The following is a 26,286-nucleotide window of genomic DNA, read 5'->3' as shown; positions in this document are numbered from 1 at the left end:
TGCTCTGTCTTTACTAAGTAGTACTGGTCTTACTGCAGGTCTGTGAGGGTGGCGGCGAGTTCGGCGCCGGTCATCGGCTCGCGGGCCGCCACGAAGATGGTGTCATCCCCGGCGATGGTGCCGACGACGTACGGTAGCGCGGCCCGGTCGATGGCACTGGCCAGGTAGTCCGCCGCCCCGGGCGGGGTACGCAACACGGCCAGGTTTCCGGTGGCGTCGGTGGACACCAGCAGCTCCCCGAGCAGCCGGCACAGCCGGTCGGTGCCGCCGGCCACCGCGCGCACCGGGCTGCCGTCTTCGGGCACCACATACACCCCGGCTCCCCCGTCGACGCCGCGCAGTTTCACCGCGCCCAGCTCTTCGAGGTCCCGCGACAGCGTGGCCTGGGTGACCTCGATACCGTCGGCGGCCAGGATGGCGGCCAGCTCGGTCTGGCTGCGTACCGAGGACGAGGACAGCACCTCGACGATGCGGGCCTGGCGGCCCACGCGTGTGACGGTGCTGTCGGCTCGGCTCATCGTGACCGTTCCAGCAACCACACCAACAGGGCCTTCTGCGCGTGCAGCCGGTTCTCGGCCTCGTCGAACACCGCGCTGCGCGGCCCGTCGATCACCGCGTCGGTGATCTCGTCGCCGCGGTGCGCCGGCAGGCAGTGCAGCACCGTCACATCCGAATCGGCCAGCGCCACCAGCTCGTCGTTGATCTGGTAGGGCCGAAACGGCGCGACCCGGTCCAGGCCGTCGTCCTCCTGGCCCATCGAGGTCCAGGTGTCGGTCACCAGTACGTCGGCGCCGGCGGCGGCTTTGGCCGGGTCGGCGGTGACGGTGACGCTCGCGCCGGTCTGCGCGGCGCGGGCCTGCGCGGCGGCGACGACGGCCGGGTCCGGGGTGAAGCCCTCGGGTGCGGCGACGGTGACGTGCACCCCGGCGGTGACCCCGCCCAGCATCAGTGAGTGCGCCATGTTGTTGGCGCCGTCACCGAGGTAGGTCAGCTTGAGCCCTTTAAGGCCCGACACGCCACCCTTGCGTTCGGCGATGGTCTGCAGGTCGGCCAGCACCTGGCAGGGGTGGAACTCGTCGGACAGGGCGTTGACGATCGGCACCGTGGCGGTGCTGGCCATCGCGGTCAGCCGCTCCTGGGCGAAGGTGCGCCAGACGATCGCGTCGACGTAGCGGGACAGTACCTGCCCGGTGTCCTCGAGGGTTTCGTCGCGGCCCAGCTGGGTGGAGCGGCCGTCGACGACAACGGCGTGCCCGCCGAGTTGGGCGATGCCGATCTCGAAGGAGAACCGGGTTCGGGTGGAGTTCTTGTCGAAGATCACCGCGACCCCGCGGGGGCCCTCCAGCGGCCGGCGGCTGAACGGTTCGGCTTTGAGTTCGGCTGCCAACGAAAGGATTTCGGCCTGCTCGGCCGGGGTGATGTCGTCGTCGCGCAGAAAGTGGCGGATCATTCGGCGGCCTCCTGGGCGGTGTCGAGGATGCCCGGCAGGGCGGTGATGAAACTACCGATCTGGTCTTCGCCGATGATCAGCGGCGGCGCCAGTCGCACCACACCGGCCGCGGCGGCGTTGACCAGGAAACCGGCCTGGCGGGCGGCCAGTTCGACGGCCTTGGCCTTGGGCGCGGTCAGCACCACACCCTGCAGCAGGCCCTTGCCGCGGACGTGATCGACCAGCGGGTGGTGCAGTTCCTCGATGCCGTGGCTCAGGGTCTTGCCGAGCGTGCCGGCGCGGGCCACCAGGTCGCCGTCGGCCAGGGCCTGCAGCACCGCCACCGCCGCGGCGGTGCACACCGGGTTGCCACCGAAGGTGCTGCCGTGCATGCCCGGCGTCAACAGGTCACCGGCGGCGCCGACGGCCAGGCAGGCACCGATGGGCAGGCCACCGCCCAGGCCCTTGGCCAGCGTGATGATGTCGGGGGTGATGCCGTCGTGCTGGTGGGCGTAGAACGCGCCGGTGCGCCCGATGCCGGTCTGCACCTCGTCGAGCACCAGCAGCGCGTTGTGGGCGGCGGTGATGCCGCGGGCTTCGGCCAGGTAGCCGGCCGGGGGGACGACGACGCCGCCCTCCCCCATGATCGGTTCCAGGAACACCGCGGCGGTGTCGGAGTCGACCGCGGCGGCCAGCGCTTTGGTGTCGCCGTAGGGCACGTGCACGACCTCGCCGGGCAGCGGCTCGAACGGGGCCTGCTTGTCGGGCTGCCCGGTCAGCGCCAGCGACCCCATGGTGCGGCCGTGGAACGCCCCTTGCGCGGCAACCACTTTCGTCTTGCCGGTGAGCCGGGTCATCTTGAACGCGACTTCGTTGGCCTCGGTGCCGGAGTTGCAGAAGAACGCCCGCGCCGGCACGCCGAGCTGGCCGACCAGGCCCTCGGCCAGCGCGATACCGGGCTCGGTCGCATACAGATTCGAGGTGTGGCCCAGCGTGTTGAGCTGGGCGGTGACCGCGTCGATCACCGCGGGGTGGCGGTGGCCGAGGACGTTGACCGCGATACCGCCGAGGAAGTCGATGTAGGTCTTGCCCGCGTCATCGGTCAGCACCGCGCCGTCACCGCTGACCAGTGACAGCGGCGGGGTGCCGTAGTTGTTCATCATCACCGCTTGCCAGCGGCTTTGCAGGGTCGTCATGGGTTTACCACCTTGGTTCCGGTGCCGGCGTCGGTGAACAACTCGACCAGCACGCAGTGTTCGACGCGGCCGTCGATGATGTGGGCGCTGGGCACCCCACCGCGCACGGCGCGCAGGCAGGCTTCGACTTTGGGGATCATCCCGGACTCCAGGCTGGGCAGCAGCTGCGCCAGGGTCGCGGTGTCGATCTCGCTGACCAGCGAATCGCGGTCGGGCCAGTCGGTGTAGAGCCCGTCGACGTCGGTGAGCATCAACAGTTTCTCGGCGGCCAACGCTTCGGCCAGGGCGGCCGCGGCGGTGTCGGCGTTGATGTTGTGCACCACCCCGTCGGGGTCGGGCGCCAGCGTGGAGACCACCGGAATCCGGCCGGCGGCAATCAAATCCAACACCGCGGCCGTGTTGACCTGATCCACGTCGCCGACCAGGCCGATATCGGTGGCCACCCCGTCGACGGTGACGCTGCGCCGCACCGCGGTGAACAGTGCGGCGTCCTCGCCGGTGATGCCGACCGCATACGGTCCGTGGGCGTTGATCAGGTTCACCAGTTCCCGGCCGACCTGCCCGAACAGCACCATGCGCGCCACGTCGAGCACTTCCGGTGTGGTGACCCGGAATCCGCCCTTGAAGTCGCCTTCGATGCCGAGCTTTTTGAGCATCGCGCTGATCTGCGGGCCGCCGCCGTGCACCACCACCGGGTGGATGCCGCAGTTGCGCAGGAACGCCATGTCGGCGGCGAACGCGTGCTTGAGGGTGTCGTCGGTCATGGCGTTGCCGCCGTATTTGACGACGACGATCTTGCCGTGCAGTTGTTTGAGCCAGGGCAGGGCTTCGGCCAGGACCTGGGCTTTGACGGTGGTGGTTACTTCGGTCATGAGCTGTAGGCCGAGTTCTCTTCGACGTAGGCGTGCGACAGGTCGGTGGTGCGCACCATGGCCTGCCCGCTGCCCTGGTTGAGTTCCACGGTGACCTCGATGTCGGCCCCGGACAGGTCCACCTCCCGGGCGCCGGGCATCGGCAGGCCGCCGCTGAATACGGGCGAGCCGTTGAACGACACCGTGATCCGGTCCGGGTCGATGGTGAACGGCACCATGCCGACCGCGGCCAGCACCCGGCCCCAGTTGGGGTCGGAGCCGAACAGCGCGGTCTTGACCAGGCTGTCGCGGGCGACGATCCGGGCCGCGGTGAGCGCGTCGGCGTCACTGCCGGCACCGGTGACGGTGATGCACACCCGCTTGGTGACGCCCTCGGCGTCGGCCTGCAGTTGTGCGCACAGGTCGTCGCAGACGGCCAGCACCGCGGCGTCCAGGTCCTCCTGGGCGGGGGTGATCTCGCTGGCCCCGGAGGCCAGCAGCAGCACGGTGTCGTTGGTGGAGCAGCTGCCGTCGACGTCGAGCCGGTCGAAGGTCACCGCGGTGGCGCGCCGCAGTGCGGTGTCCAGGGCGGCGGCGTCGACTTTAGCGTCGGTGGTCAGCACCACCAGCATGGTCGCCAGCGACGGCGCCAGCATTCCCGCACCCTTGGCCATGCCGCCCACGGTCCAGTTGCCGGGGTGGTGCAATGCAACCTGTTTCGGCACGGTGTCGGTGGTCATGATGGCGCGGGCGGCTTCGTCGCCGCCGCCCAGGCCGCCGGCCATCTCCTGCACGATCGCGGTGACCCCGGCCAGCACCTTGTCCATCGGCAGCCGGTCACCGATCAGGCCGGTGGAGCAGACCGCGACCTCAGCGGCCCCGGTCTCGGTGCCCCATTCCGAGAGGGCGGCGGCCAGTGCGTCGGCGGTGGTGTGGGTGTCCTGGAAACCGCCCGGTCCGGTGCAGGCGTTGGCGCCACCGGAGTTCAGGATGACCGCGCGCAACCGGCCGCCGGCGAGCACCTGCCGACTCCACTGCACCGGTGCGGCCTTGACCTGGTTGCTGGTGAACACGCCGGCGGCCGCGTAGTCCGGCCCTTCGTTGAACACCAGGGCCAGGTCGGGTTTTCCGGACGCCTTGATGCCGGCGGCGATTCCGGCGGCCCGGAATCCGCTGGGCGCGGTGACGCCCTGTTCCCGCAGCAGTTTCGGGTCGGTCACGGCGCCACTCCTACGCTTGAAAGTCCTTCGGTCTCCGGCCAGCCCAGCGCCAGGTTCATCGACTGCACGGCGGCGCCGCCGGTGCCCTTGACGAGGTTGTCGATCGCGGCGATCGCGATGAACGTCGAGGCGTCCTCGTCGAGCGCGACCTGCAGTTGCGCGGCGTTGCTGCCGATCACCGATCCGGTCTTGGGCAGTTGACCTTCGGGTAGCAGGTGCACGAATGGCTCGTCTTGATAGGCCTTTTCGTAGGCCGCCCGCAATTCCGGCAGTGCCGCGGTGGTCTTGGCGGTGCAGGTGGCCAGGATGCCCCGCGAGGTCGGGATCAGCACCGGGATGAACGCGACGCTGACATCGCGGTCGGTGAGCGCCCGCAGCCCCTGCCCGATCTCGGGGGTGTGCCGGTGTGCGCCGCCGACGTTGTAGGCCCGCGCCGAGCCGATGACCTCGGAGCCGAGCAGGTCGACCTTGGCGGCCTTGCCCGCACCGGAGGTGCCACTGACGGCGACGACGGTGACGTCGGGTTCGATCAGCCCGGCGGCCACGGCCGGGAACAGCGCCAGCAGGGCCGCCGTCGGGTAGCAGCCCGGGACCGCGATCCGCCGGGCGTCGACGAGCTTGTCGCGACCGCCGGGCAGTTCCGGCAGACCGTAGGGCCAGGTGCCGGCGTGGGGCGAGCCGTAGAAGCGTTCCCAGTCCCCGGAGTCGTCGAGACGGAAGTCCGCGCCGCAGTCGATCACGACGGTGTCGTCGCCGAGTTGTTCGGCCAGCACCGCCGAATGTCCGTGCGGCAGACCGAGGAACACCACGTCGTGGCCGGCCAGCGTGGCGACGTCGGTGGGCTGCAGGACGCGGTCGGCTAGCGGCAGCAGGTGCGGGTGTTGTTCCCCGAGAGTGCTGCCGGCGTTGCCGGCGGCGGTCAGCGCGCCGATCTGCAGTCGGCCGTCGGCGTAGCCGGGATGCCCGAGCAGCAGCCGTAGGATCTCCCCGCCGGCGTAGCCGCTGGCACCGGCCACCGCCACTTTGATCGCTTTCGTCACACGCCGATTCTGCATGATTATGCGTCAATACGCAATCTCATAAGTCTTTGGGCGCGAGCGTGCGTGTTTGCCCAGCAATTTGCGGCGTGTCGCGTACAACTGCGCACCTTCGCCACCGGATAACTGACCGTATCCGACGCTCACCCCACCGTGGAATCCCGGTAGGTCTCCAACAGCCGCAGCCAGACCTCGCTGATCGTCGGGAAACACCGCACCGCATGCCACAGCCGGCCGATCGGCACCCGGCCGGCGGCGATGGTGGAACCCGCCTATTAGCCGCGGTTACGCACTGCGCCCACCAAAAGGGCCTGGTTCCGTAGTGTGATTTCTGTCAGGACATCCCGGCTGCGAAGGAGTATTCGATGAAAGCCCTACGCCAGCATTCTGACGGGTTGCGGCTTGACGAGATTGCCCGACCGGAGCCGGCTCCGGACGAAGTGCTCGTTCGTGTCCATGCGCTGCTATCACACGGGATGAGCTGACCTGGTCGACCGATCGGCTGCCTGCGATTCCCTCCCATGAGCTGTGCGGCGTGGTCGAGTCGACAGGCGAGGAGGTCATCGCGCTGACACCGTTCGATCGCGACGGCGTCGCCGCCGAATGGACCGCGATACCGCGATCCTTGCTCGCGCCAAAACCGTCGGCACTCAGCTATGAACAAGCCGCGGCGCTCCCGATGACCGGGACCACCGCGTGGCAGGGGCTGGTCGTCCACGGCCTACTCAAAGCGGGCGAGCGGGTACTGATCACCGGCGCACATGGCGGAGTCGGACACATCGCCGCCTCTCTCGCACGGCAGCTCGGAGCGGTTCTGGTCGAAGAAGGTGAGGCATGTGACCTGCTCTTCGACACCGCCGGCGGGAAGTCGCTCACCCGTAGTGCCGACAGGGCCGCACGAATCGTCACAGTCGCGGCCGAAGCTCCGGGCGCGCAGTACTTCATTGTGGAGCCGGACGGCGCGCAGCTCAGGGCACTGCCGGAGCTACAGCCGCAGGTCGACAGCGTCTTTCCGCTGGATCAGTTCGAAGCGGCGTTCGCCCGCACCGCCGAACACGGCAAGAAAGGCAAGGTTGTGCTGCGCGTCGCCGAGGCATAGCAGTCACGCCGGCCCGGAATCCCGGTAGGCCTCCAACAGTCGCAGCCACACCTCGCTGACCGTCGGGAAACACGGCACGGCATGCCACAGCCGACCGATCGGCACCTGCCCGGCTACCGCGATGGTGGCCGCGTGCAGCATTTCGACGACGCCGGGGCCCACGAACGTGACACCGAGCAGGTACTGCTGGTCGGCGTCGACCACCATGCGCGCCCGCCCGCGATACCCGTCGGAGTGCAGCGTCGCCCCGGACACCGCGTCGCCGATCTCCACGTCCACCACGTGCACCCGGTGTCCCGCCTGTTCGGCCTGCGCGGCGGTAAGCCCGACAGCGGCGGCTTCGGGATCGGTGAAGAACGCCTGCGGCACCGCGTGGTGATCGGCGGTGGCCGCGTATGCGCCCCACGGTTCGGTGTCCAATAGCCGCCCGGCGGCCCGCGCACCGATCGCATCGCCGGTGATGCGGGCCTGATATTTGCCCTGGTGGGTCAGCAGCGCCCGATGGTTGACATCGCCGCAGGCGTACAGCCACCCGTCGTCGACGGCCCGCACCCGACAGGTGTCGTCAACGTCCAGCCAGTTCCCGGGTGTCAGGCCCACGGTGTCCAGGCCGATATCCGCGGTGGCCGGGCTGCGGCCGGTGGCGAACAGCACTTCGTCGACGACGAGGTCGCCGCCGTCGCTCAGGTCCAGGCGCACCGGACCATTGGGGTCGGGTCGGTGCAGCGCGGTGATCGAGACCCCGGTGCGCACCTCCACGCCGGCCTCGGCCAGTCCGCGGGCGACGTAGTCGCCGACAAAGGGTTCCATCTTCGGCAGTAGTCCCGATCCGCGTACCAGCATCGTGACCCTTGAGCCCAAACCCTGCCAGGCGGTGGCCATTTCGACGCCCACCCCGCCGGCGCCGACGACCGCGAGCCGGTTGGGAACCGAGGTGGCGGCGGTCGCTTCACGATTGGTCCACGGCCGGGCTTCGGCGATGCCGGGCAGGTCCGGCAGTGCCGCGCCGGTTCCGGTGCTGATCACCACCGCGTGCCGTGCTGTCAGCGTCACGGTGGCGTTATCGCCGGTGGTGACCACCACGCGGCGTGGCCCGTCGAGGCGCCCGTGCCCGCGGATCAGGTCGGCACCGATACTGCCGATCCAGTCCCGTTGCCCGGCGTCGTCCCAATCGCCGACGAAGTAGTCACGGCGTTTGAGCACCGCGGCGGCATCGATCGGGGCGGTCACGGCCTCGCGGGCGCCGGCGGTCCGGCGGGCGTCGGCGAGTGCGAGTACCGAGCGCAGCAGCGCCTTGCTGGGTACACACGCCCAGTAGGAGCATTCGCCGCCGGCGAGTTCACGTTCCACGATCGCGACTGTCAATCCGGCGGTTCGGGCGCGGTCGGCGACGTTCTCCCCCACCGGTCCGGCCCCGAGGATGATGACGTCGTAGCTGTCGGGCTGGGTCATCGGGCCGTCTCCCCCTCAGCGGTCGGTGACGCGTGATGCCCTCAGCATGCCGGAATCTGTCAGGCTCCGATAGGCCTCGAGGGTGCGCAGTTGTACGTCTGGCCGCGGCGTGTCGTGTACAGACACGCACGCTCGCGCCAAAGGGAGGCCACGCGCGGTCGCGCCAAAGAAAGGGTCCCGGCCTAGCGCAGGGCGGCGCCGACGGCCTCGCCGGCGCGGGCGACGGCGGCGTCGCGGGCCGCGCTGGCCTCGTCCTCGGTCAGCGTCCGGTCCGCGGCCCGGAAGCGCAGCGCGAACGCCAGCGACTTGCGGCCCTCACCGACCTGCGGGCCGGTGTAGACGTCGAACAGCGCGATGTCCTCCAGCAGTTCGCCGGCGCCCTCACGCACCGCGTCGGCCACCGATGCCGCGGTCACGGTCTCGTCGACCACCAGCGCCAGGTCCTGGAAGACCGCCGGGAACGGCGACACCCGCGGGGCGGGCAGCGTCGCGGCCAGCGGGACGGCGTCCAGGTCCAACTCGACCGCGCAGGTGCCCTTGGGCAGCCCGGCGCGCTCGATGACGGCCGGGTGCAACTGTCCGGCGTAGCCGATCACGGTCTGGCCGACCAGTACCTCTGCGCAGCGGCCCGGATGCCAGGGCAGCCGGGCGGCGGCGCGCAGGGTGACCTCGACGCCGGCGGCGCGGGCGATCACCCGGGCGGCTTCGATGGCGTCGGCGGCCTCGACTGGCCGTCCCGGTCCCCACGGTCCGCGGGGTTCGGCCAGGCCGGTCAGGGCGACGGCGACGTGTTGCGGCTGCTTGGGCAGCGCGGCGTCGATCCCGGCGATCTCGGCCTCGGTGGGCCGCCGGGTGGCGGTGACGGCCGGGAATTCGGCCTGCCCGGTGGCCTGCACCACCTGGGCGATGGTGAACAGCGCCACATCGGACATGCCGCGGGAGACGTTGCGGCCCAAGGATTCCAGCAGGCCCGGCAGCAGGGTGCTGGCCAGCTGGGGCCGGTCGGATTCCAGCGGGTTGAGCACCGAGACGGTGGCGCGACGCGGGTCGTCGTCGGCCAGCCCCCAGGTGTCGAAGACTCCGGCGGGCATGAACGGCGTGGTGAGCACCTCGACGTAGCCGGCCAACGCCAGCGACTTGCCGACCGCGCGGCGGCGGCGCTGCACCGCGCTCAGGCCGCGCCCGGCCGGTGCGGTCGGCAGCACCGACGGGATGGACTCCAGGCCCTCCAGGCGCAGCACGTCTTCGACCAGGTCGGCGGGCTGACGCAGGTCCGGCCGCCAGCTCGGCGGGGTGACGGTCAACGTCGACCCGGAAACCGCTACGTCGCAACCGATCTGGGTCAGGCGTCGCACCGTGGTGCCGTCGGGGTAGTCCACCCCGGCGAACCGGTCGGGCAGGTCCGCGGGGATCTCGATGGGCGCCTGACGCCAATCGGTCACCGGCGGCTCACCGCGCCAGTCGGTCAGCCCGGATCCGATGACGCCCCCGGCGATCTCGGCCAGCAGCGTGGCACAGCGGTCCAGCACGGCCACCGAGATGGCCGGGTCCACCGAGCGCTCGTAGCGGCGGGCGGCCTCGCTGGGCAAATGCAGTCGCCGCGCGGTCCGCGACACCGCGGCGGGATCCCAGATCGCGGCTTCCAGCAGCACGTCGGTGGAGTCGTCGCGCATCTCGGTGCTGCCCGAACCCATCACGCCGCCGATCGCGGCGGTGGCGACGTCGTCGACGATCAGCACGTCGGCGGGTTCCAGCTTGCGTTCGATGTCGTCGAGGGTGGTGACGGTCTCCCCCGCGGTGGCGAAGCGGACGCCGAATCCGCCGTTGATGCGGGCCCGGTCGTGGGCGTGCATGGGGTGGCCGAGTTCGACCATGACGTAGTTGGTGGCGTCCACGGCCGGGGAGATCGCCCGGATGCCGCAGAGCGTCAGGCGGCGCTGCATCCACCACGGGGTCACCGCGGCCGGGTCGATGCCGGTGACGCTGCGCAGCGCGAACCGCCGCACGCCGGTGCCCGGTTGCACGCTCAGCGGCCACGCCTCGCCGTCGGCGGGCAGGGCCGCCACGGCGGCCGGGTCGGCGAAGTCCAGGTCCAGCACGCAGGCCAGGTCACGGGCCAGGCCGCGCACCGACATGCAGTAGCCGCGGTCGGGGGTGATGGCCAGTTCATAGACCACGTCGTCGAGGCCCAGCACCTGCTGACCCTCGGCACCGGGTTCGGCGGTGCCGGCGGGCAGCACGATGATGCCGGAGTGATCGTTGCTCATGCCCAACTCGGAGGCCGAGCAGATCATGCCGTCGGAGGTGCGACCGTAGGTCTTGCGAGTGGCGATGGCGAAGTCACCGGGCAGCACCGCGCCCGGCAAAGCCACCACCACCAGGTCGCCGACGGCGAAATTCCTGGCGCCACAGACGATGTCGCGGGGTTGGTCCTCGCCGACGTCGACGCGGCAGAACCGGATCGGCTTCTTGAACTCGATGAGTTCCTCGATCTCGGCGACCCGGCCGACCTTCAGCGGGCCAGTCACCGGCCCCAGGGTGTGCACCGCCTCGACCTCGTGGCCGATGCGCAGCAGCGCCTGCTCGAGTTCGTCGGCGCTGATATCCGAGCAGCCGGGCGCACCGGCAACCAGGGCTTCTTTCAGCCAGCTGTAGGGAATACGCATCAGGCACCCACTCCGAACGGAACCGAGAACCGGACGTCACCTTCGACCATGTCGCGCATGTCGGGGATGCCGTTGCGGAATTGCAGGGTGCGCTCCAGGCCCATCCCGAAGGCGAAGCCGGAGTACTCCTCGGGGTCGATGCCGACGGCACGCAGCACGTTGGGGTGGACCATGCCGCAGCCGCCCCATTCCACCCAGCCGGGTCCGCCCTTCTTGCCCTCGAACCAGATGTCGACTTCGGCCGACGGTTCGGTGAACGGGAAGAAGTGCGGCCGGATGCGGGTCTTGGCGGCCGGGCCGAACTCCGAACGCGCGAAGGCGTCCAGGGTGCCGCGCAGGTGCGCCATGGTCAGGCCGCGGTCCACCGCCAGCCCCTCGACCTGGTGAAACACCGGGGTGTGGGTGGCGTCGAGTTCGTCGGTGCGGAAGGTCCGCCCGATGGAGACGACGTAGACGGGCAGTTCGCGGGCCAGCAGGGCGCGGATCTGCACCGGGGAGGTGTGGGTGCGCAGCAGTTGCCGGGATCCGTGCGGCGCGATGTGGAAGGTGTCGGAGTCGCTGCGGGCCGGGTGGTCGACGGGGAAGTTCAGGGCGTCGAAGTTGAAGTGTTCGGCTTCGACCTCGGGGCCTTCGGCCAGTTCCCAGCCCATCGCGATGAAGGTGTCGGCGACGTGCTCGGCCAGCATGGTGATGGGGTGTCGGGCGCCGACGGGCTTGCGCGCCGAGGGCAGGGTGACGTCGATGCTCTCGGCGGCCAGCACGGCGGCGTCGCGTTCGGCGCGCAGTGCGGCCAGCCGGTCGTCGTAGGCGCGCTGGGCGTCGGTGCGCACGGCGTTGACGCGCTTGCCGGCGTCGGCCCGGTCGGCCTTGTCGAGTTTGGCCAGGGCTTGGCGCGCCAGGGCCAGCGGCGCCTTGTCACCGAGATGCTCGGTCTTGGCCTGGGCCAACGCATCCAGGTCGGCGGCCGCGGTGAACGCGGCCTGCGCGGCATGCAGCGCCGCGGTCAGGGTCTCGTCGGAGACGACGGACGGGTCGACTGATTGTTCGCCCACGCGACGAGACTCTCCTTGCTAGCTGTGGCTTGGGTTGAGACGCAAGCGTCGATCTTATCGCCTGATGACGAAGGCCCCGCACGGTGTGCGGGGCCTTCGGTCGGCCGGAAGCTAGCTGCCGCTCTTGTCCTCGGTGCCGCCGCCGGTGTTGTCGCCGCTGCCCTCCTCGGCGCCGCCGCCGGTGTCGTCGCCGCCGCCCTCCTCGGTGCCGCCGCCCTCCTCGGTGCCGCCGCCCTCCTCGGTGCCGCCACCGTCCTCGGTGCCGCCACCGGTACCGCCATCGTCGTCACCGTCGTCGTCGGGCGCTTCGTACTGTGCGCCGGCGCCGCCGTCGGTGCCTTCGCCGCCGGTGGTGTTGGTGGGTGCGACGGGCTTGTCGGCCGCCTCACCCGCGACGTCGCCGGACTTACCACCGGTACCGCCGGTACCACCGGTACCGCCGTTGATCTTGTCGATACCGTTGCCGCCCTTGCCGCCCTGGCCGCCATCGCCGCCGTTGCCGGTGGTGTCCTCGCCGGTGCTGCTGCCGCCGTTGCCGCCGTTGCCGCCGTTGCCGACCGTGACCGCGGCGCCGTTGGTGGGCGCCTTGCCGCCGCCGGTCAGCAGCTTGCCGCCCGCGCCACCGTCGCCGCCGTTACCGCCGTCACCGGTCTCGCTGTTGCCGCCGGCCCCGCCGACGCCACCGTTCTGGGCGCGCCAGGTGCCGTCGCCGCCCTTGCCGCCGTTACCGCCGAGGCCGCCATCGCCGCTGCCGCCGTTGCCGCCGGCTCCACCGGCACCGCCGACACCACCGGAGCTGAACATGTTGGCGCTGTTGGAGCCCGATGCTGCGGCGCCACCGTTGCCGCCGGCACCACCGTCGGCACCACCGTTACCGCCGGCGCCACCGGCACCGCCGGCACCGTTGAAGGACAGGATCTGGCCCTTGCCGGCCAGGTCGCCGTTGGAGTCGTTCCAGCCGCTGGCCGTATTGCCGGCGCCACCGTTGCCGCCCTTGCCGCCGTCGCCATCGTCGCTGGCGCCGCCCTTACCGCCGGCTCCGCCGCTGCCGCCGGTGATGGTGCCCTTGCCGCCGTCGCCACCTTGTCCGCCGTTGCCGCCGTTGCCGGAGGTGAAGGTCGGGGCGTCGCTGTCGCCGTCGCCACCACCCGCGTTGTCACCGTCGTCGCCGTCGCCGGTCTCCCCGGCGTTGCCTTCGCCGCCGGTGTCACCGGTGTCGTCGCCCTCGTCATCGTCGGCGGGTGCCGTGGCAACGCCGCCGGCACCACCGGCGCCGCCGTTGCCGCCCCAGATCACCCGGGTACCGGCATCGCCGGCGGCCGAGCCACCGTCGCCACCACTGCCACCGTCACCACCGTGTGCACCATCGCCGATAGCCGCGCCACCGGCACCGCCGGCACCGCCGTTGCCGGAGATGCCCAGGATGGTGCCATCAGCGAAGTACTTGCCGGGGAAGGTGTCGATGCCCCAGTCGCCGCCGGACTTCCAGCCGGTCGCGGTGCCGCCTGCACCGCCGTCACCGCCGGTACCGCCCTTTGCGTTGTCCGCGAGAGCCGCGCCGCCCACGCCGCCGGCACCGCCGTTGCCGCCGTACTGGCTGCCCTTGGCACCGTCACCACCGTTACCGCCTACGCCGCCATCGCCCGCTTCGGTGCCACCGGCACCGCCCTTACCGCCGACGCCGCCATTGCCGCCGGTGGTCGCGCGGTCGATGTTGGTGTCGGGGTCGTTGTAAGCGTCACCGCCGTTGCCGCCGGTACCGCCGGTACCGTGCACGCCACCGGCACCACCGGTTCCACCGGCACCGCCGCTCCAGTGCGTCTCAGTGCCGTCGGCGCCGTCGCCACCGGTACCGCCGGTACCCGCCTTTCCAGGGGCGCCATCTCCACCATCTGTGCCCTCGGTGCTGTCTTCACCACCGGTGCCCGCGGCACCGCTTGCACCGACGTTTCCGTAATCGCCCGCGTTGCCACCGGTGCCACCAGATCCGTAACCGTTCGGGCCTAGCTGAGCCCAGTCGCCCTTGGCGCCGTCACCGCCGTCGCCGCCATCGCCAGCGTTGCCGCCCTTGCCGCCGTTGCCGTTGGTGCCGGACTCGGAACCACCACCGGCACCACCCGCGCCACCGTTACCGCCGTTGTAGCCGTCGCCGCCGCTACCGGTGCCGTCGTTCTCCCAGGTCCCGTCAACACCGGTACTGCCCTTGCCGCCGTTACCACCGGCACCGCCGTTGCCACCTGCACCGGAACCATCGCCGTCGCCGCCGTTACCGCCCGCGCCGCCGTTACCGCCAGCACTGGGCTTGGCGCCGGGCTCGTTGGCACCGTCAGCGCCTTGGCCGCCGTCGCCACCATTGCCGCCCTTGCCGTTGCTACCGGCGAACGCATTACCGCCGTTACCACCGGTGCCGCCGTCGCCGCCGAAGGCGCCATCGCCACCCTGGCCGCCGTCGCCACCGTCGTGATGCTCGGCATCGCCGGCGGCACCGTTACCGCCGTTACCGCCCTTACTGGCCTCGTCGGGATCGTCGCTGCCAGCGGCACCGGTGTTGCCGTCTTCGGCGCCCTCGCCGCCCGCTTTGCCACCCGCGCCACCGTTGCCCGCGATCGTGCCGTTCTCACCCGCCTGGCCGCCGTTGCCGCCGGCACCGGTTCCGTCATCCCAAGTGCCGTTGGCCCCGTTCCCGCCGTCACCGCCGGCACCGACCGCGCCACCGGCACCGCCGTCGCCGCCGTTACCGGCCACACCTTCTTCGCCGTCGTCGTTCTTCAGTTCGCCAGCGGCCCCACCATTGCCGCCCTTTCCGCCGTCGAAGCCGGCGTGGCCCTGCTGACCATCACCACCGTTGGCACCGTCGTCGCCAGTAGCGTGAGTGCCGTTCGTGCCCTTGACACCCGCGTGCCCGGCACCGCCGACGCCGCCGACACCACCGTTACCGGCATTACCCGCCGCGGTGCCACTGGCGCCGCCGGCACCACCGTTGCCGCCCGTGCCACCGACGGATGCATCGCCACCGGCATGGTTGTTGCCATCGGTCCCACCGACACCACCGGCACCGCCGGTACCACCGGTTCCGCCGTTGCCGTACTTACCGCCGTCGCCGCCGACACCACCGTTACCGCCGTTGCCTGCTTCATTGGTGTCGTCGCCGTCGGCACCGACACCACCGGTGCCGCCCATGCCGCCGTTGCCGTTGATCTCGCTGTCTTCACCGGCCGCGCCGTCGTTGCCCAGCGAACCACCGGCGCCACCCGCGCCACCCTTGCCGCCCGAGCCACCGACACCACCGTTGCCGCCGTCACCACCGTCGCGGTGGTCCTCGTCGCCCGCGGCACCGGTGCCGCCCTGGCCGCCCTCGCCGCCGGCACCACCGGCACCACCGGCACCACCGGTTCCGAACAACGACTTCGAGGCGTCACCGCCCTTACCGCCGTTACCGCCGTTACCGCCGTCGTTGCCAACGCCGCCGACTCCTGTGCCGCCATCGGTCCAAGAGCCGACATCGCCCTGTTCACCGGCTGCGCCCGCACCACCAGCGCCACCGGCGCCACCGATACCGAACAGCCAGCCCATCGCTGCGCCACCGTCGCCGCCGTTGCCGCCCAGACCGCCGTCACCGCCGGCGCCACCGATGCCCATGATGCTGCCGCCGGCACCGCCGGCACCGCCGTCCTGACCGTCCCAGCCCGCACCGCCGGCACCACCGTTGCCGAACATGCCGGCGGCGCCACCGTCGCCAGGTGCAATAGCGTCTTCGCCGTCCTCACCGGCCTGGCCGTCAAAACCGGCACCGCCACTGCCGAACCAGATACCGCCCGCGCCACCGTCGGGGTTCTCGGCCGTGCCGTCGGCACCGTCACCGAGGTAGATCTGGCCCTCGGGGGCCCAGTCGTTGATCATCTCGATCAACCAGGAGTTGGCCGGGTTGTCGATAAACGAGTCCACCATCGTGTAGATGGGCTGGTAGACCAGGTCGTTGAAGATCGACGACATGTCGAAAGCGCTGGTCTCGGCCGCGCTGCCGGGCACCGCGTCGAACCACGAGTCGAGGTTCCAAGCGTTGCTGTCCCAGCCGACGGCCGAGTCTGAGACCGGCGTGAACAGGTCATCGAGCCAGTCGAAGTCCCAGTCGGCGTGCGCCGCGGGCGCCGAGGCCAGCGGGGCCATGCCGAACGCCAGGAACGCCGCCACCGTGCTACCGGCACCCACCAGCCGATTCACCTTGCGACCGTTGTTCCGACGGTACTGCCGACCTGACATGATTCCCCGCTTCTGCGTTAAGACGACCTGTGTAGAACCGGTCAAATAGTTACGTTGCTCACCGCAGGGTATTCCAAGGAACAGGGTTCATCCACTCGTAGAACGGATTGCCTGCGGCCCCCGGAACCTCAACGTTGGGTGATCAGTCGGTGTCGACCGGGCTCTGGCGAACCGTCTTGAGCCGAAACATGGTCAGATCGGCCGGGACGCCGCTGGTCTTGGCGGCGAGCACCTGACGGCGCGCCCGCTTGGCAACCACTCCCAGCTCCTCCAGCGCGGCGGGATCGATCCGTTCCAGAGTCGGCCCGGAAACCACGATTCCGCCCTTGGCGGCGCGCTCCATGACGCGGGCGGCGATATTGACGTCCACGCCCAGCCAGTCGTCGGCCAACCGCTGCGGCCGGCCGGTGTGGATGCCGACCCGCATCCGCGGGGTGTGCCCGTTGACCTCGACGGTGCCGATGGCCTCCTGGGCCTGCAGCACCGCGGTCACGGCCACCAGCGGGTCGCGGAACACCGCCATCAGCCCGTCGCCCATGCGTTTGACGATCCGGCCGCCGGCATCGAGCATCGGCGGCTCGATCGCCCGCGCCACCCGGCGCAGCAGGGTCAAGGTGGCGTCGTCACCGGACTGCAGCGACCAGGTGGAGAAGCCGACCAGGTCGGTGAAGACCAGCGTCGACTCGGGATTGCCCGGCGGCCGCGACATCCGCTGGCTCAGCGCCTGCCAGACCTGCAGGGCACCCAGGCTGACCTCTCGCGATGCGGCGGAGCGGTCCCCCATCAGCCGGTCGGCCGCCCGCGCGGCCGCCTCCGGTCCCCCGTCGCCGGCGGTCGACAGCGGGTCGCCGAACTCGGGATCGCCGGGCAGTGCCCGCCGCACCTTGCGCACCAGGTCCACGACCCGGACGTCGTTGGTGGTGCGGTTCAACCAGGCGGCGGCCTCGTCGAGGGAGAAAGTGGGGCGGCGCGTGGATTTCGACTCGTCGGACATCTCCACCGCCTCCCCGAGCTCGTCGGCCCGCCGGCGGCTGGGCTCGAGGTCCATGCGACTCAGCGTATGTGGCCGCCGCGGACACCGGCAACGGCGCCACAAGTGGTGCACGCCACGCTGTCGATCGGGCGTGCGACGCGCCACAGCGGATGTAGACAACGCTTGTTATCACAATTATCGTAGTTTCAGGTTTCGAGACAGGAGACGTGATGACCGTTACCCCCACCGCCTCCGTCGAGCAGGCGCCCGCAAGCCCCGAGCACGACACCGCAGCGCCCGCCCCCAAACCCGCCACCGCCGTGAAACCGCTGAACTCCGATTCGCTGACCTGGAAGTACTTCGGCGATCTGCGCACCGGGATCATGGGCATCTGGATCGGCGCCATCGAGAACATGTATCCGGGCCTGGGCGCCGGCGTCACCGAGCACTCCACCATCTTGAGCGAACCGATGCAGCGGGTGACGCGCTCGGTCTACCCGATCATGGGCGTGGTCTACGACGGGGCGATGGCCCAGCACACCGGCGCCGCCATCCGCGACTACCACCGCGACATCAAGGGCGTCGACGATCAGGGCCGGCGCTATCACGCCCTGGACCCCGACACCTTCTATTGGGCGCACGCCACGTTCTTCATGATGATCATCAAGCTCGGCGAATACTTCTGCGGCGGACTGACTCTGGCCGAGAAGCGTCAACTGTTCGACGAGCACGTGCAGTGGTACCAGATGTACGGCATGAGCATGCGTCCGGTTCCGAAGTCCTGGGAGGACTTCTGCGAGTACTGGGACCGGGTCTGCGAAGACGAGCTGGAACTGACCCAGGCCGCCGTGGACATCCTCAACATCCGGATCCCCAAGCCGTGGTTCGTCCCGATCCCGACCTCGGTGTGGGACCAGATCTTCCGTCCGGCGCTGGCCGCACAACGGTGGGTGGCGGCCGGCCTGTTCGAGCCGGTGGTGCGGGAGAAGGCCGGGCTGCGCTGGTCCGACGGCGACGAGGTGCTGTTCCGGCTGATCGGCAAGGTCGCCCACATGGCGTTCACGTTCGTGCCCGACGAGATCCGGTTGCACCCCCGCGCCCTGGCCGGCTACCGGCGCGAGCAGGGCAAGATCGCCAAAGACGCGCCCCCGATCGAGGCGCCGTGGTTCAGCAGTCCGCCGAAAGAGCGTCGCTCCAGCGGCATGCACTACGTGCCGCCGGTGAGCCCCGCGATGAAACTGGTCGAGCGGGCCGGGGAGTTGATGCACAACACGTTCTCGCTGGCCGCCGGCGGTGGACTGGCCCCGCGTCCGCGTCCGTCGCGGCCCCGACCCAAGGTCGCCTAGGGCCGGGCCGAGCCGGCCAGCACCCGCGAACTCTGGTAGAGGCAGATCGCTGCTGCCGCAGCAACATTCAGGCTCTCGGCGTCGCCGGGCATTTCGATGCGCACCCGCTGGTCGGCGGCTGCGGCGATCTCCGGCGCCAGGCCGTGGGCTTCCGGCCCGAACAGCCACGCGGTAGGTGCGGTCAGGTCGGCGTCGGCCAGGTCCACCGCGCCGTCGAGTGCGGTGGCCAGGATGCGCAGGCCAGCGGCGCGCAGCGCGGCGATCACCGCGTCGGTGTCGGGTTCGACTACCACCGGCACCGCGAAGATGCTTCCGGTCGATGCCCGCAGGCACTTGCCGTTGTAGGGGTCGACGCTGTGGCCGGCCAGCACCACCGCGCCGGCGCCCATCGCATGTCCCAGCCGGATCAGGGTGCCGGCGTTGCCGGGTTCGGAGACACCGACCGCGACGGCGACCAGACCGGAACCCGGCAGCACCTCGGCCAGTTGCGGCTGGGGAAGATCACAGACCGCGACCATTCCGGTCGGAGTGACGGTGTCAGACAGTGCTTTCGCCGCCCGCTCGGTGACCGCCCGGACCGGGACCTGCGCTGAGGTCAGCAGGTCGTGGTGCCGGTCGGCGGCCGCCTCGGTGGCGAAGACCTCGAGGACCAGGCCGCGGGAGATCGCGGCCTCGATCAGATTGGGCCCCTCGGCCAGGAAGCGCTGTTCGCGCTTCCTGGCCGCGTGCCGATGCAGTTTGACCGCCGCGACCACCCGGGCCGAACGTTCGGTCAGCATCGGCTCGGTTCGGGTCAGGCAGCCTCGCCGGCGGGCGCGTTGACGTCCTCGGGCAGCGCGGCCCGGGCGACGTCGACCAGCGCGGTGAACGCGGCAGCGTCGCTGACGGCGATCTCGGCGAGGTTCTTGCGGTCCACCTCGACACCAGCGGCCTTGAGGCCCTGGATCAGGCGGTTGTAGGTGATGCCGTTGAGCCGTGCCGCGGCGTTGATCCGGGAGATCCACAGCTTCCGGAACTCACCCTTGCGGGCGCGACGGTCGCGGTAGGCATAGGTCATCGAGTGCAGCTGCTGCTCTTTGGCCTTGCGGTACAGCCGCGACCGCTGGCCACGGTAACCCTTCGAAGCCTTCAGGACTGTACGACGCTTCTTCTGGGCGTTGACTGCGCGCTTCACGCGTGCCATGGGGTGTTCCTACTCTCGTTGGGCGTAAGGGAATTGCAGTGCAGAAAGCGGCCGGGGTCAGCCGTTCAGCATCGCGTTGACGCGCTTGGCGTCGCCAGCAGCCACGTCGGTGCGGCCGGCCAGACGGCGGGTGCGGGTGCTCGGCTTGTGCTCGAGCAGGTGGCGACGGTTCGCCTTCTGCCGCACGATCTTGCCGGTTCCGGTGCGACGGAACCGCTTCGAAGCGCCGCTGTGGGTTTTCGCCTTAGGCATGTTTCCTCAGTTCTGGTATCGGATTGTTCAGTTCTCGGGCTGCTGCTCGTCCGCTTCCGCTGCGGGGGCGGACGATGCGGAGCCTGCGCCGGCGTCTTCTGCCGCCTTGGCACGGGTTTTGGCACCACGGTGCGGGGCCAGCACCATCGTCATGTTGCGTCCGTCCTGCTTGGCGGAGGTCTCGACGAAGCCGTACTCGGCGACATCGGCGCCCAGCCGCTGCAGCAGACGGAAACCAAGTTCGGGCCGGGACTGCTCACGGCCGCGGAACATGATGGTCACCTTGACCTTCGCCCCGGCTTCGAGGAAGCGGACCACGTGGCCCTTCTTCGTCGCATAGTCGTGGTCGTCGATCTTGGGACGCAGCTTCTGTTCCTTGACGACGGTCTGCTGCTGGTTCTTGCGAGACTCGCGCTCCTTCTGAGCCGCCTCGTACTTGTACTTGCCGTAGTCCATGATCTTGCAGACCGGCGGTTTGGCGGTCGGTGCGACCTCGACAAGATCGAGTTCGGCATCCGCGGCGACGCGAAGCGCATCTTCGATGCGCACAATGCCTACCTGCTCCCCGCCCGGGCCGATCAAACGAACCTCAGGTACGCGAATGCGCTCGTTGACGCGGATCTCAGTGCTGATGGGACCTCCTTGGGTAGTCTTCGGTCGCGGCCGCCGCAGTGCTCGTCCGGACGCAGCGGCGTTAAGCCCACCCACCAGCAAAAAAGCCCTGCACGAAGCAGGGCCCATACCGACCGATCACGGCCTGAACCAACGTCAAGCCGCCTGCGCACCGCGCAGAGCAGGCGATTCGCACCGCCTGCGACCGGACCACTGAGCCTGTGAGGATTGCTCCTCAGCTAGTGGTGGGAGGGAACTCCACTTGCTGTCCTGGCGTACGCCGGGACGGTCGCGTAGGGAAGTCTAGCAGCAGTTCAGCACTGCTTGCGCATCGCCGACCCAGCCACCGGCGATTAGTTCACCTCATAGTTCCCGGCTTCCCCGGCACGTCCGCGGTGACGATAGCGGCGAATCGCCGCCCTCCCCGCCCCTGACGACCGCGGTAACGTGGCGACCATGGGTGACGATCCGAGCGACCCGCAGCCGGACACCGGGTACACCGACGCCGGCGTGCCGACGTTCGAATCGGTGCGCGAGAAGATCGAGCGTCGCGTCCAGACCTCGATCGGAACCCGGGAGCTGGACGCCGAGACCCCGGCGGGGCGCAGCGTCGAGCAGCAGTTCGAGGACCGGCAGCGCGCGGCCGCCGACAAGCTGGAGCAGATCCGCAAGTCGATGCGTGAGGGTGAGCACTGACCGGTGCGGACCTTCACCGTCGCCGAGCGGCGCAACCGGTTGGCGCGTCGCCATTTCCTGGCCGTGGGGGCCGAGGCTGATTCGATCACCGAGGTTGCCGGGACGCTGATCGGCCTGCACGGCACCGACCCGGCGACCCCGTACCTGTCGTTGTGGGCGCGGTCCTCGGGGTTCGCCGTCACCGATTTGAGCGACGCCCTGTATGAGAAGCGGTCGCTGGTCAAGCATCTGGCGATGCGCCGCACGTTGTGGGTGGTCGACCCCGCCGATCTGCCGCTGGTGCAGGCCGCCGCCAGCGACAAGGTGGCCGACACCGAGCGGCGCCGGCTGATCGCCGATGTCGTCAAAGCGGGTGTGGCCGACGACGGCGAACGGTGGCTGGCCCGGGCGTGTGCGGCGGTGCTGGCCCACCTCGATGCGCACGGCCCGGCCACCAGCACCGAACTGCGTGCCGCCCTGCCCGAGCTGGCCGGCACCTACAACCCCGCCCCCGGCAAGGCCTACGGCGGCGAGACTCCCCTGGCGCCGCGGGCGCTGACCGTGCTCGGCGCCCAGGGTGCGATCGTGCGCGGGCCCAACGAGGGCGGTTGGACGTCGTCGCGGCCGCGGTGGGCGACGGCGGAAAGCTGGCTCGGTTCTGCAGCCGATCCGGTGGTGGCCGGGCCGGCGCAGGCCGAGCTGATCCGAACCTGGCTGCGGGCGTTCGGCCCGGCCACCGCCGAGGACATCAAGTGGTGGTTCGGCACCACCAAGACCGCGGTCGGCAAAGCGTTGACCGAGATCGGTGCGGTGCAGGTCGACCTGCACGGGACGCCCGGTTATGCCCTGCCCGATGACCTGGAGCCCGAGCCGGAGCCCGACCCGTGGGGTGCGCTGCTGCCGGGCCTCGATGTCACCACGATGGGCTGGTATCACCGCGACTGGTATCTCGGCGAGCACCGCGGCCGGTTGTTCGACAACAACGGCAACGCCGGGCCGACGGTGTGGTGGAACGGCCGAATCGTCGGCGGCTGGTATCAGAACGCCGCCGCCGAGGTGGTGGTGCAGTTCCTCGAGGATCCGGGTGCGGCGGCGCGTTCGGTGTTGGAGCAGCGGGCGCGGGAGCTCACCGCATGGCTGGACGGGGTGCGGGTGCCGCCGCGATTCCCGTCGCCGCTGGTGAAGGCGGGGAATGCGGGGCGGTGAGGCGGGCTCCGATACCGTGACGATATGACGCCGACGGCTTCTCACTGGCCCGCTGAATGGGACATCCCCACGCTGGACTTTGGGCACCCCGTCTCCGCCGATGAGGTCCACCAGGTGGTCACCGAAGCAGTGACCGATAGCTCCAGATGACCATCACCCCGGACCGCTCCGTCCGATGGCCAACGTCAACGCGACGGATCCCAGCACGGCCGCACCATTGCCAGCGGCGCGAATCGTCCAAAATCGTTGCGAGGACTTGCGTCTCGGCCCGGCCGGTGCCGTCTCGGCAGTACTGGCCGAACAGTACGAAACGGACGCAGTGCTTACTCTCGCCGTCGCGGCTCCCGGGCTATAGTCCCGCTACCCGGTGCTCCAGCATTTCGCTTGCTGCCCGACGACAGCCAGGCCGACTGATCCGGCCCCGTATCCCAGGCTCGGACGAGAGAAGGACAACGTTGTTCAAGGCAATCGCCGTAGGTTTTGGTCTGCTGAGTGTTTCGCTGGCGGTGACTGTTCCGGCGCACGCCGACCCGGACCCGCACCACCCGTCGCTACGCGACAACTACTGCCCGGGCGGCGATGTGCCGATACACACCGGACGTCTGTGTGCCGGCATCCCCTACGCCGATGGCAGTCGATGGACTCAAGCCACCATGCTCTTGGTGGGCTCACCGGATTCGGGCAAAGTCGACCAGAGTTGCCGCATGTCCAACGACGTCTGGACGCGTGCTCGTCCGGGTGCCTGTGGCGGTGAATGGGACGGCTTCTACCAGATGCTTCCGTAAGTCGACACGGCCCGACACCCGCGAATCATCCGGGGAGACAACCGCTACGCGCTGGTCTTCCGCCGACCCTTCGCCGTCTTGGTCGCCTTGGCCGGTTTCGCCGCCGCCCCCAGGATCTCGGCGAGGAACTTGCCGGTGTAGCTCTCCGGCACCGCCAGCACGTCCTCGGGCGTTCCGGTGGCCACCACCGTGCCGCCGCCGGAACCGCCCTCCGGACCCATGTCGATGATCCAGTCCGCGGTCTTGATGACGTCCAGGTTGTGCTCGATGACGATCACGGTGTTGCCCTTGTCCACCAGCCCGTTGATGACCACCAGCAGCTTGGCGATGTCCTCGAAGTGCAGACCGGTGGTGGGTTCATCGAGGATGTAGACGGTGCGCCCGGTGGAACGCTTCTGCAGCTCGGAGGCCAGTTTGACGCGCTGCGCCTCTCCCCCGGACAGCGTCGGCGCCGGCTGCCCCAGCCGCACATAGCCCAGTCCGACCTCGACCAGGGTGCGCAGGTAACGGTGGATCGAGGAGATGGGCTCGAAGAACTCCGCCGCCTCCTCGATGGACATGTCCAGCACCTCGGCGATGGTCTTGCCCTTGTAGTGCACCTCCAGGGTCTCCCGGTTGTAGCGGGCACCGTGGCAGACCTCGCAGGGCACATAGACATCCGGCAGGAAGTTCATCTCGATCTTGATGGTGCCGTCGCCGGTGCACGCCTCGCAGCGGCCGCCCTTGACGTTGAAGGAGAACCGGCCGGGCTGGTACCCGCGGACCTTGGCTTCGGTGGTGGCGGCGAACAGGGTGCGGATTTTGTCGAACACCCCGGTGTAGGTGGCCGGGTTGGAGCGCGGGGTGCGCCCGATCGGTGACTGGTCGACGCGCACCAGTTTGTCCAGGTGATCCAGGCCGGTGATGCGGGTGTGCCGGCCCGGGACCAGCCGGGCGCCGTTGAGCTTGTTGGCCAGCACGGTGGCCAGGATGTCGTTGACCAGGGTGGATTTGCCGGACCCGGAGACCCCGGTGACCGCGGTGAGCACCCCGAGCGGGAACGCCACGTCCACCCCGGACAGGTTGTGTTCGCGGGCGCCGACCACCCCGAGTTGGCGTTTGGGGTCGGCCTTGCGCCGGTTTTCGGGCACTGCAATGGTTTTCGCACCGGACAGGTACGCCCCGGTGATGGAATCGGCGTTGGTCAACAGCTCGGAATACGGGCCGCTGTGCACGATCTTGCCGCCGTGCTCGCCGGCCGCCGGCCCGATGTCGACGATCCAGTCCGCGTGGGCGATGGTGTCCAGGTCGTGTTCGACGACGATCAACGTGTTGCCCAGATCGCGCAGCCGGACCAGGGTCTCGATCAGCCGCCGGTTGTCGCGCTGATGCAGGCCGATCGACGGCTCGTCGAGCACGTAGAGCACCCCGACCAGCCCGGAGCCGATCTGGGTGGCCAGCCGAATGCGTTGTGCCTCACCGCCGGAGAGCGTTCCGGCGGCCCGCGACAGGGTCAGGTATTCCAGTCCGACGTCGAGCAAAAAGCTCAGCCGGGACTGGATCTCCTTGAGCACCTGCCCGGCGATCGCCTGCTCTCGCGCACCCAGGGTCAGCGCGTTGAGGAAGTCCGCGCAGTCCGCGATGGACAGGTCACACACCTGCGCAATGGATTTGCTGCCGTAGTCGCCGGCGGCCATGGTGACCGCCAGGATCTCCGGCTTGAGCCGGGTGCCGGCGCATTCCGGGCACGGTACGTCGCGCATGAACCCGGCGTAGCGTTCCTTCATCTGCTCGGATTCGGTCTGCTCCATCTTGCGTTGCAGGAACGCCATCACACCTTCGAAATCGGTGTAGTAGGAGCGGGTCCGGCCGTACCGGTTGCGGTAGCGGACGTGCACCTGTTCGTCGGAGCCCTCCAGGATGGCCTTGCGGGCCTTGGCGGGCAGCTTGCGCCAGGGGGTGTCGACGTCGAAGCCCATCGCCTCACCGAGACTGGCCATCATCCGGGTGAAGTATTCGCTGGTGGGCCCCATCGACCACGGCACCACCGCGCCCTCGGCCAGGGTGCGTTCGGGGTCGGGAACCACCAGGTCGGCGTCGACCTCTTTGCGGATACCGAGGCCGGCGCATTCCGGGCAGGCGCCGTAGGGCGAGTTGAACGAGAACGACCGCGGCTCCAGGTCGTCGACGGCCAGCGGGTGGGCGTTGGGGCAGGCCAGCTTCTCGGAGAACCGCTGCTCGCGCTGCGGGTGCTCGTCGTCGCGGTCGACGAACTCCAGCACCACGATGCCGTCGGCCAGGCCCAGGGCGGTCTCGATCGAGTCGGTGAGCCGCTGCTTGGCCGATTCCTTGACGGCGAGCCGGTCCACCACGACGTCGACGTCGTGCTTCTCCTGTTTCTTGAGCTTGGGCGGGTCGGTGAGGGAATGCACCACGCCGTCGACCCGCACCCGGCTGTAGCCCTGGGTGTTGAGCTTCTCGAACAGGTCGACGAACTCGCCCTTTCGGGTGCGCACCACCGGCGCCAGCACCTGGAACCGCAGCCCCTCATCCATGGCCAGTACCTGGTCGACGATCTGCTGCGGGGTCTGGCGGGCGATCCGCTCACCGCAGACCGGGCAGTGCGGGGTGCCGGCGCGGGCGTAGAGCAGTCGCAGGTAGTCGTAGACCTCGGTGATGGTGCCGACCGTCGAGCGCGGGTTGCGGTTGGTGGATTTCTGGTCGATGGAGACCGCCGGCGACAGGCCCTCGATGAAGTCGACGTCGGGCTTGTCCATCTGGCCGAGGAATTGGCGGGCATAGGCCGACAGGGATTCGACGTAGCGGCGCTGCCCCTCGGCGAAGATGGTGTCGAAGGCCAGCGACGACTTGCCCGAGCCGGAGAGTCCGGTGAACACGATCAGCGCGTCGCGCGGCAGATCCAGGTCCACACTGCGCAGGTTGTGTTCACGCGCGCCCTTGACGATCAGCCGGTCAGCCACTCGTCCATGCTAGGCGGCGGTACCGACACGCA

21 protein-coding genes and 1 pseudogene are annotated in these 26,286 nt (G+C 69.8%); 5 read left to right on the top strand and 17 right to left on the bottom strand.

From position 1 onward, the window contains the following. Nucleotides 1–29: 29 nt before the first annotated feature. From RCP38_RS08560 to RCP38_RS19965, 7 genes and pseudogenes are all read right to left on the bottom strand, one after another. Nucleotides 30–518 carry an arginine repressor gene (locus RCP38_RS08560; RefSeq protein WP_308476726.1) on the bottom strand — a complete coding sequence of 163 codons (489 nt, stop codon included), beginning with the start codon at nucleotides 516–518 and terminating at the stop codon, nucleotides 30–32. After that, nucleotides 515–1,450: an ornithine carbamoyltransferase gene (gene argF, locus RCP38_RS08555; RefSeq protein ID WP_308476724.1), complete on the bottom strand. Its 936-nt coding sequence runs from the start codon at nucleotides 1,448–1,450 to the stop codon at nucleotides 515–517. Before argF ends, RCP38_RS08560 begins: the two co-directional genes overlap by 4 nt. Beyond that, a complete protein-coding gene (locus RCP38_RS08550) occupies nucleotides 1,447–2,625 on the bottom strand; it encodes an acetylornithine transaminase (protein WP_308476722.1) in 1,179 nt (392 codons plus the stop codon). The genes argF and RCP38_RS08550 overlap by 4 nt, the downstream gene beginning before the upstream one ends. Continuing rightward, a complete protein-coding gene (argB, locus tag RCP38_RS08545) occupies nucleotides 2,622–3,497 on the bottom strand; it encodes an acetylglutamate kinase (RefSeq protein WP_308476720.1) in 876 nt (291 codons plus the stop codon). The genes RCP38_RS08550 and argB overlap by 4 nt, the downstream gene beginning before the upstream one ends. Further along, on the bottom strand, nucleotides 3,494–4,696 hold the full coding sequence (gene argJ, locus RCP38_RS08540; protein WP_308476718.1) for a bifunctional glutamate N-acetyltransferase/amino-acid acetyltransferase ArgJ: 1,203 nt from the start codon (nucleotides 4,694–4,696) through the stop codon (nucleotides 3,494–3,496). The genes argB and argJ overlap by 4 nt, the downstream gene beginning before the upstream one ends. After that, complete coding sequence (gene argC, locus RCP38_RS08535; RefSeq protein WP_308476716.1) at nucleotides 4,693–5,751, bottom strand: N-acetyl-gamma-glutamyl-phosphate reductase; 1,059 nt, start codon at nucleotides 5,749–5,751, stop codon at nucleotides 4,693–4,695. Before argC ends, argJ begins: the two co-directional genes overlap by 4 nt. A 125-nt stretch (nucleotides 5,752–5,876) precedes the next feature. Then, nucleotides 5,877–5,999 (bottom strand): annotated as a pseudogene (locus tag RCP38_RS19965) (hypothetical protein); the annotation flags it as partial. 269 nt (nucleotides 6,000–6,268) lie between these two features. Between RCP38_RS19965 and RCP38_RS08530 the strand changes: the two are divergent. After that, nucleotides 6,269–6,832, top strand: coding sequence for an MDR/zinc-dependent alcohol dehydrogenase-like family protein (locus tag RCP38_RS08530; protein WP_308476714.1), 564 nt, complete (start codon nucleotides 6,269–6,271; stop codon nucleotides 6,830–6,832). A 3-nt stretch (nucleotides 6,833–6,835) separates the two neighbouring features. On the opposite strand, the gene RCP38_RS08525 is transcribed toward RCP38_RS08530, so the two are convergent. The 5 genes from RCP38_RS08525 to RCP38_RS08505 all read right to left on the bottom strand — a co-directional run bounded on the left by RCP38_RS08525 (nucleotide 6,836) and on the right by RCP38_RS08505 (nucleotide 17,310). Continuing rightward, nucleotides 6,836–8,284, bottom strand: coding sequence for a dihydrolipoyl dehydrogenase family protein (locus RCP38_RS08525; protein WP_308476712.1), 1,449 nt, complete (start codon nucleotides 8,282–8,284; stop codon nucleotides 6,836–6,838). 182 nt (nucleotides 8,285–8,466) lie between these two features. Continuing rightward, nucleotides 8,467–10,950 carry a phenylalanine--tRNA ligase subunit beta gene (gene pheT, locus RCP38_RS08520; RefSeq protein WP_308476710.1) on the bottom strand — a complete coding sequence of 828 codons (2,484 nt, stop codon included), beginning with the start codon at nucleotides 10,948–10,950 and terminating at the stop codon, nucleotides 8,467–8,469. After that, nucleotides 10,950–12,002, bottom strand: a complete 1,053-nt coding sequence (gene pheS / locus RCP38_RS08515) for a phenylalanine--tRNA ligase subunit alpha (RefSeq protein ID WP_308476708.1) — start codon at nucleotides 12,000–12,002, stop codon at nucleotides 10,950–10,952. Before pheS ends, pheT begins: the two co-directional genes overlap by 1 nt. 111 nt (nucleotides 12,003–12,113) lie before the next feature. Then, nucleotides 12,114–16,262 (bottom strand): PE family protein, encoded by a 4,149-nt coding sequence (locus RCP38_RS08510; protein ID WP_308476703.1) that lies wholly within the window; start codon nucleotides 16,260–16,262, stop codon nucleotides 12,114–12,116. Between the two features lie 142 nt (nucleotides 16,263–16,404). Further along, a complete protein-coding gene (locus RCP38_RS08505; RefSeq protein ID WP_308476702.1) occupies nucleotides 16,405–17,310 on the bottom strand; it encodes an adenylate/guanylate cyclase domain-containing protein in 906 nt (301 codons plus the stop codon). 155 nt (nucleotides 17,311–17,465) lie between these two features. On the opposite strand from RCP38_RS08505, the gene RCP38_RS08500 reads away from it, so the two are divergent. After that, complete coding sequence (locus tag RCP38_RS08500; protein WP_308476701.1) at nucleotides 17,466–18,581, top strand: oxygenase MpaB family protein; 1,116 nt, start codon at nucleotides 17,466–17,468, stop codon at nucleotides 18,579–18,581. Here the strand turns inward: RCP38_RS08500 and RCP38_RS08495 are convergent. From RCP38_RS08495 to infC, 4 genes are read right to left on the bottom strand one after another with little or no spacing between them, the layout of a single operon-like run. Then, nucleotides 18,578–19,360, bottom strand: a complete 783-nt coding sequence (locus RCP38_RS08495) for a TrmH family RNA methyltransferase (protein WP_308476700.1) — start codon at nucleotides 19,358–19,360, stop codon at nucleotides 18,578–18,580. The two genes, RCP38_RS08500 and RCP38_RS08495, sit on opposite strands and share 4 nt — an antisense overlap. A gap of 14 nt (nucleotides 19,361–19,374) precedes the next feature. Beyond that, nucleotides 19,375–19,764, bottom strand: a complete 390-nt coding sequence (rplT, locus tag RCP38_RS08490) for a 50S ribosomal protein L20 (RefSeq protein WP_308476699.1) — start codon at nucleotides 19,762–19,764, stop codon at nucleotides 19,375–19,377. A 57-nt stretch (nucleotides 19,765–19,821) separates the two neighbouring features. Beyond that, entirely contained in the window at nucleotides 19,822–20,016 is a 195-nt protein-coding gene (gene rpmI, locus RCP38_RS08485) for a 50S ribosomal protein L35 (RefSeq protein WP_308476698.1), read from the bottom strand. 27 nt (nucleotides 20,017–20,043) lie between these two features. Next, nucleotides 20,044–20,688 carry a translation initiation factor IF-3 gene (gene infC, locus RCP38_RS08480; protein WP_308477126.1) on the bottom strand — a complete coding sequence of 215 codons (645 nt, stop codon included), beginning with the start codon at nucleotides 20,686–20,688 and terminating at the stop codon, nucleotides 20,044–20,046. A gap of 396 nt (nucleotides 20,689–21,084) precedes the next feature. On the opposite strand from infC, the gene RCP38_RS08475 reads away from it, so the two are divergent. From RCP38_RS08475 to RCP38_RS08465, 3 genes are all read left to right on the top strand, one after another. Further along, complete coding sequence (locus tag RCP38_RS08475; RefSeq protein ID WP_308476697.1) at nucleotides 21,085–21,324, top strand: hypothetical protein; 240 nt, start codon at nucleotides 21,085–21,087, stop codon at nucleotides 21,322–21,324. Between the two features lie 3 nt (nucleotides 21,325–21,327). Beyond that, a complete protein-coding gene (locus tag RCP38_RS08470) occupies nucleotides 21,328–22,509 on the top strand; it encodes a winged helix DNA-binding domain-containing protein (protein WP_308476695.1) in 1,182 nt (393 codons plus the stop codon). 506 nt (nucleotides 22,510–23,015) lie between these two features. Continuing rightward, nucleotides 23,016–23,294 (top strand): hypothetical protein, encoded by a 279-nt coding sequence (locus RCP38_RS08465; protein ID WP_308476694.1) that lies wholly within the window; start codon nucleotides 23,016–23,018, stop codon nucleotides 23,292–23,294. Between the two features lie 44 nt (nucleotides 23,295–23,338). Here the strand turns inward: RCP38_RS08465 and uvrA are convergent, their stop codons facing one another. Then, on the bottom strand, nucleotides 23,339–26,254 hold the full coding sequence (uvrA, locus tag RCP38_RS08460; protein WP_308476692.1) for an excinuclease ABC subunit UvrA: 2,916 nt from the start codon (nucleotides 26,252–26,254) through the stop codon (nucleotides 23,339–23,341). Between the last annotated feature and the right edge of the window lie 32 nt (nucleotides 26,255–26,286).

This window comes from Mycolicibacter sp. MU0083, from assembly GCF_963378075.1.
Taxonomy (GTDB): Bacteria; Actinomycetota; Actinomycetes; order Mycobacteriales; family Mycobacteriaceae; genus Mycobacterium; species Mycobacterium kokjensenii.
This window is presented reverse-complemented; position numbering and strand designations above follow the sequence as displayed.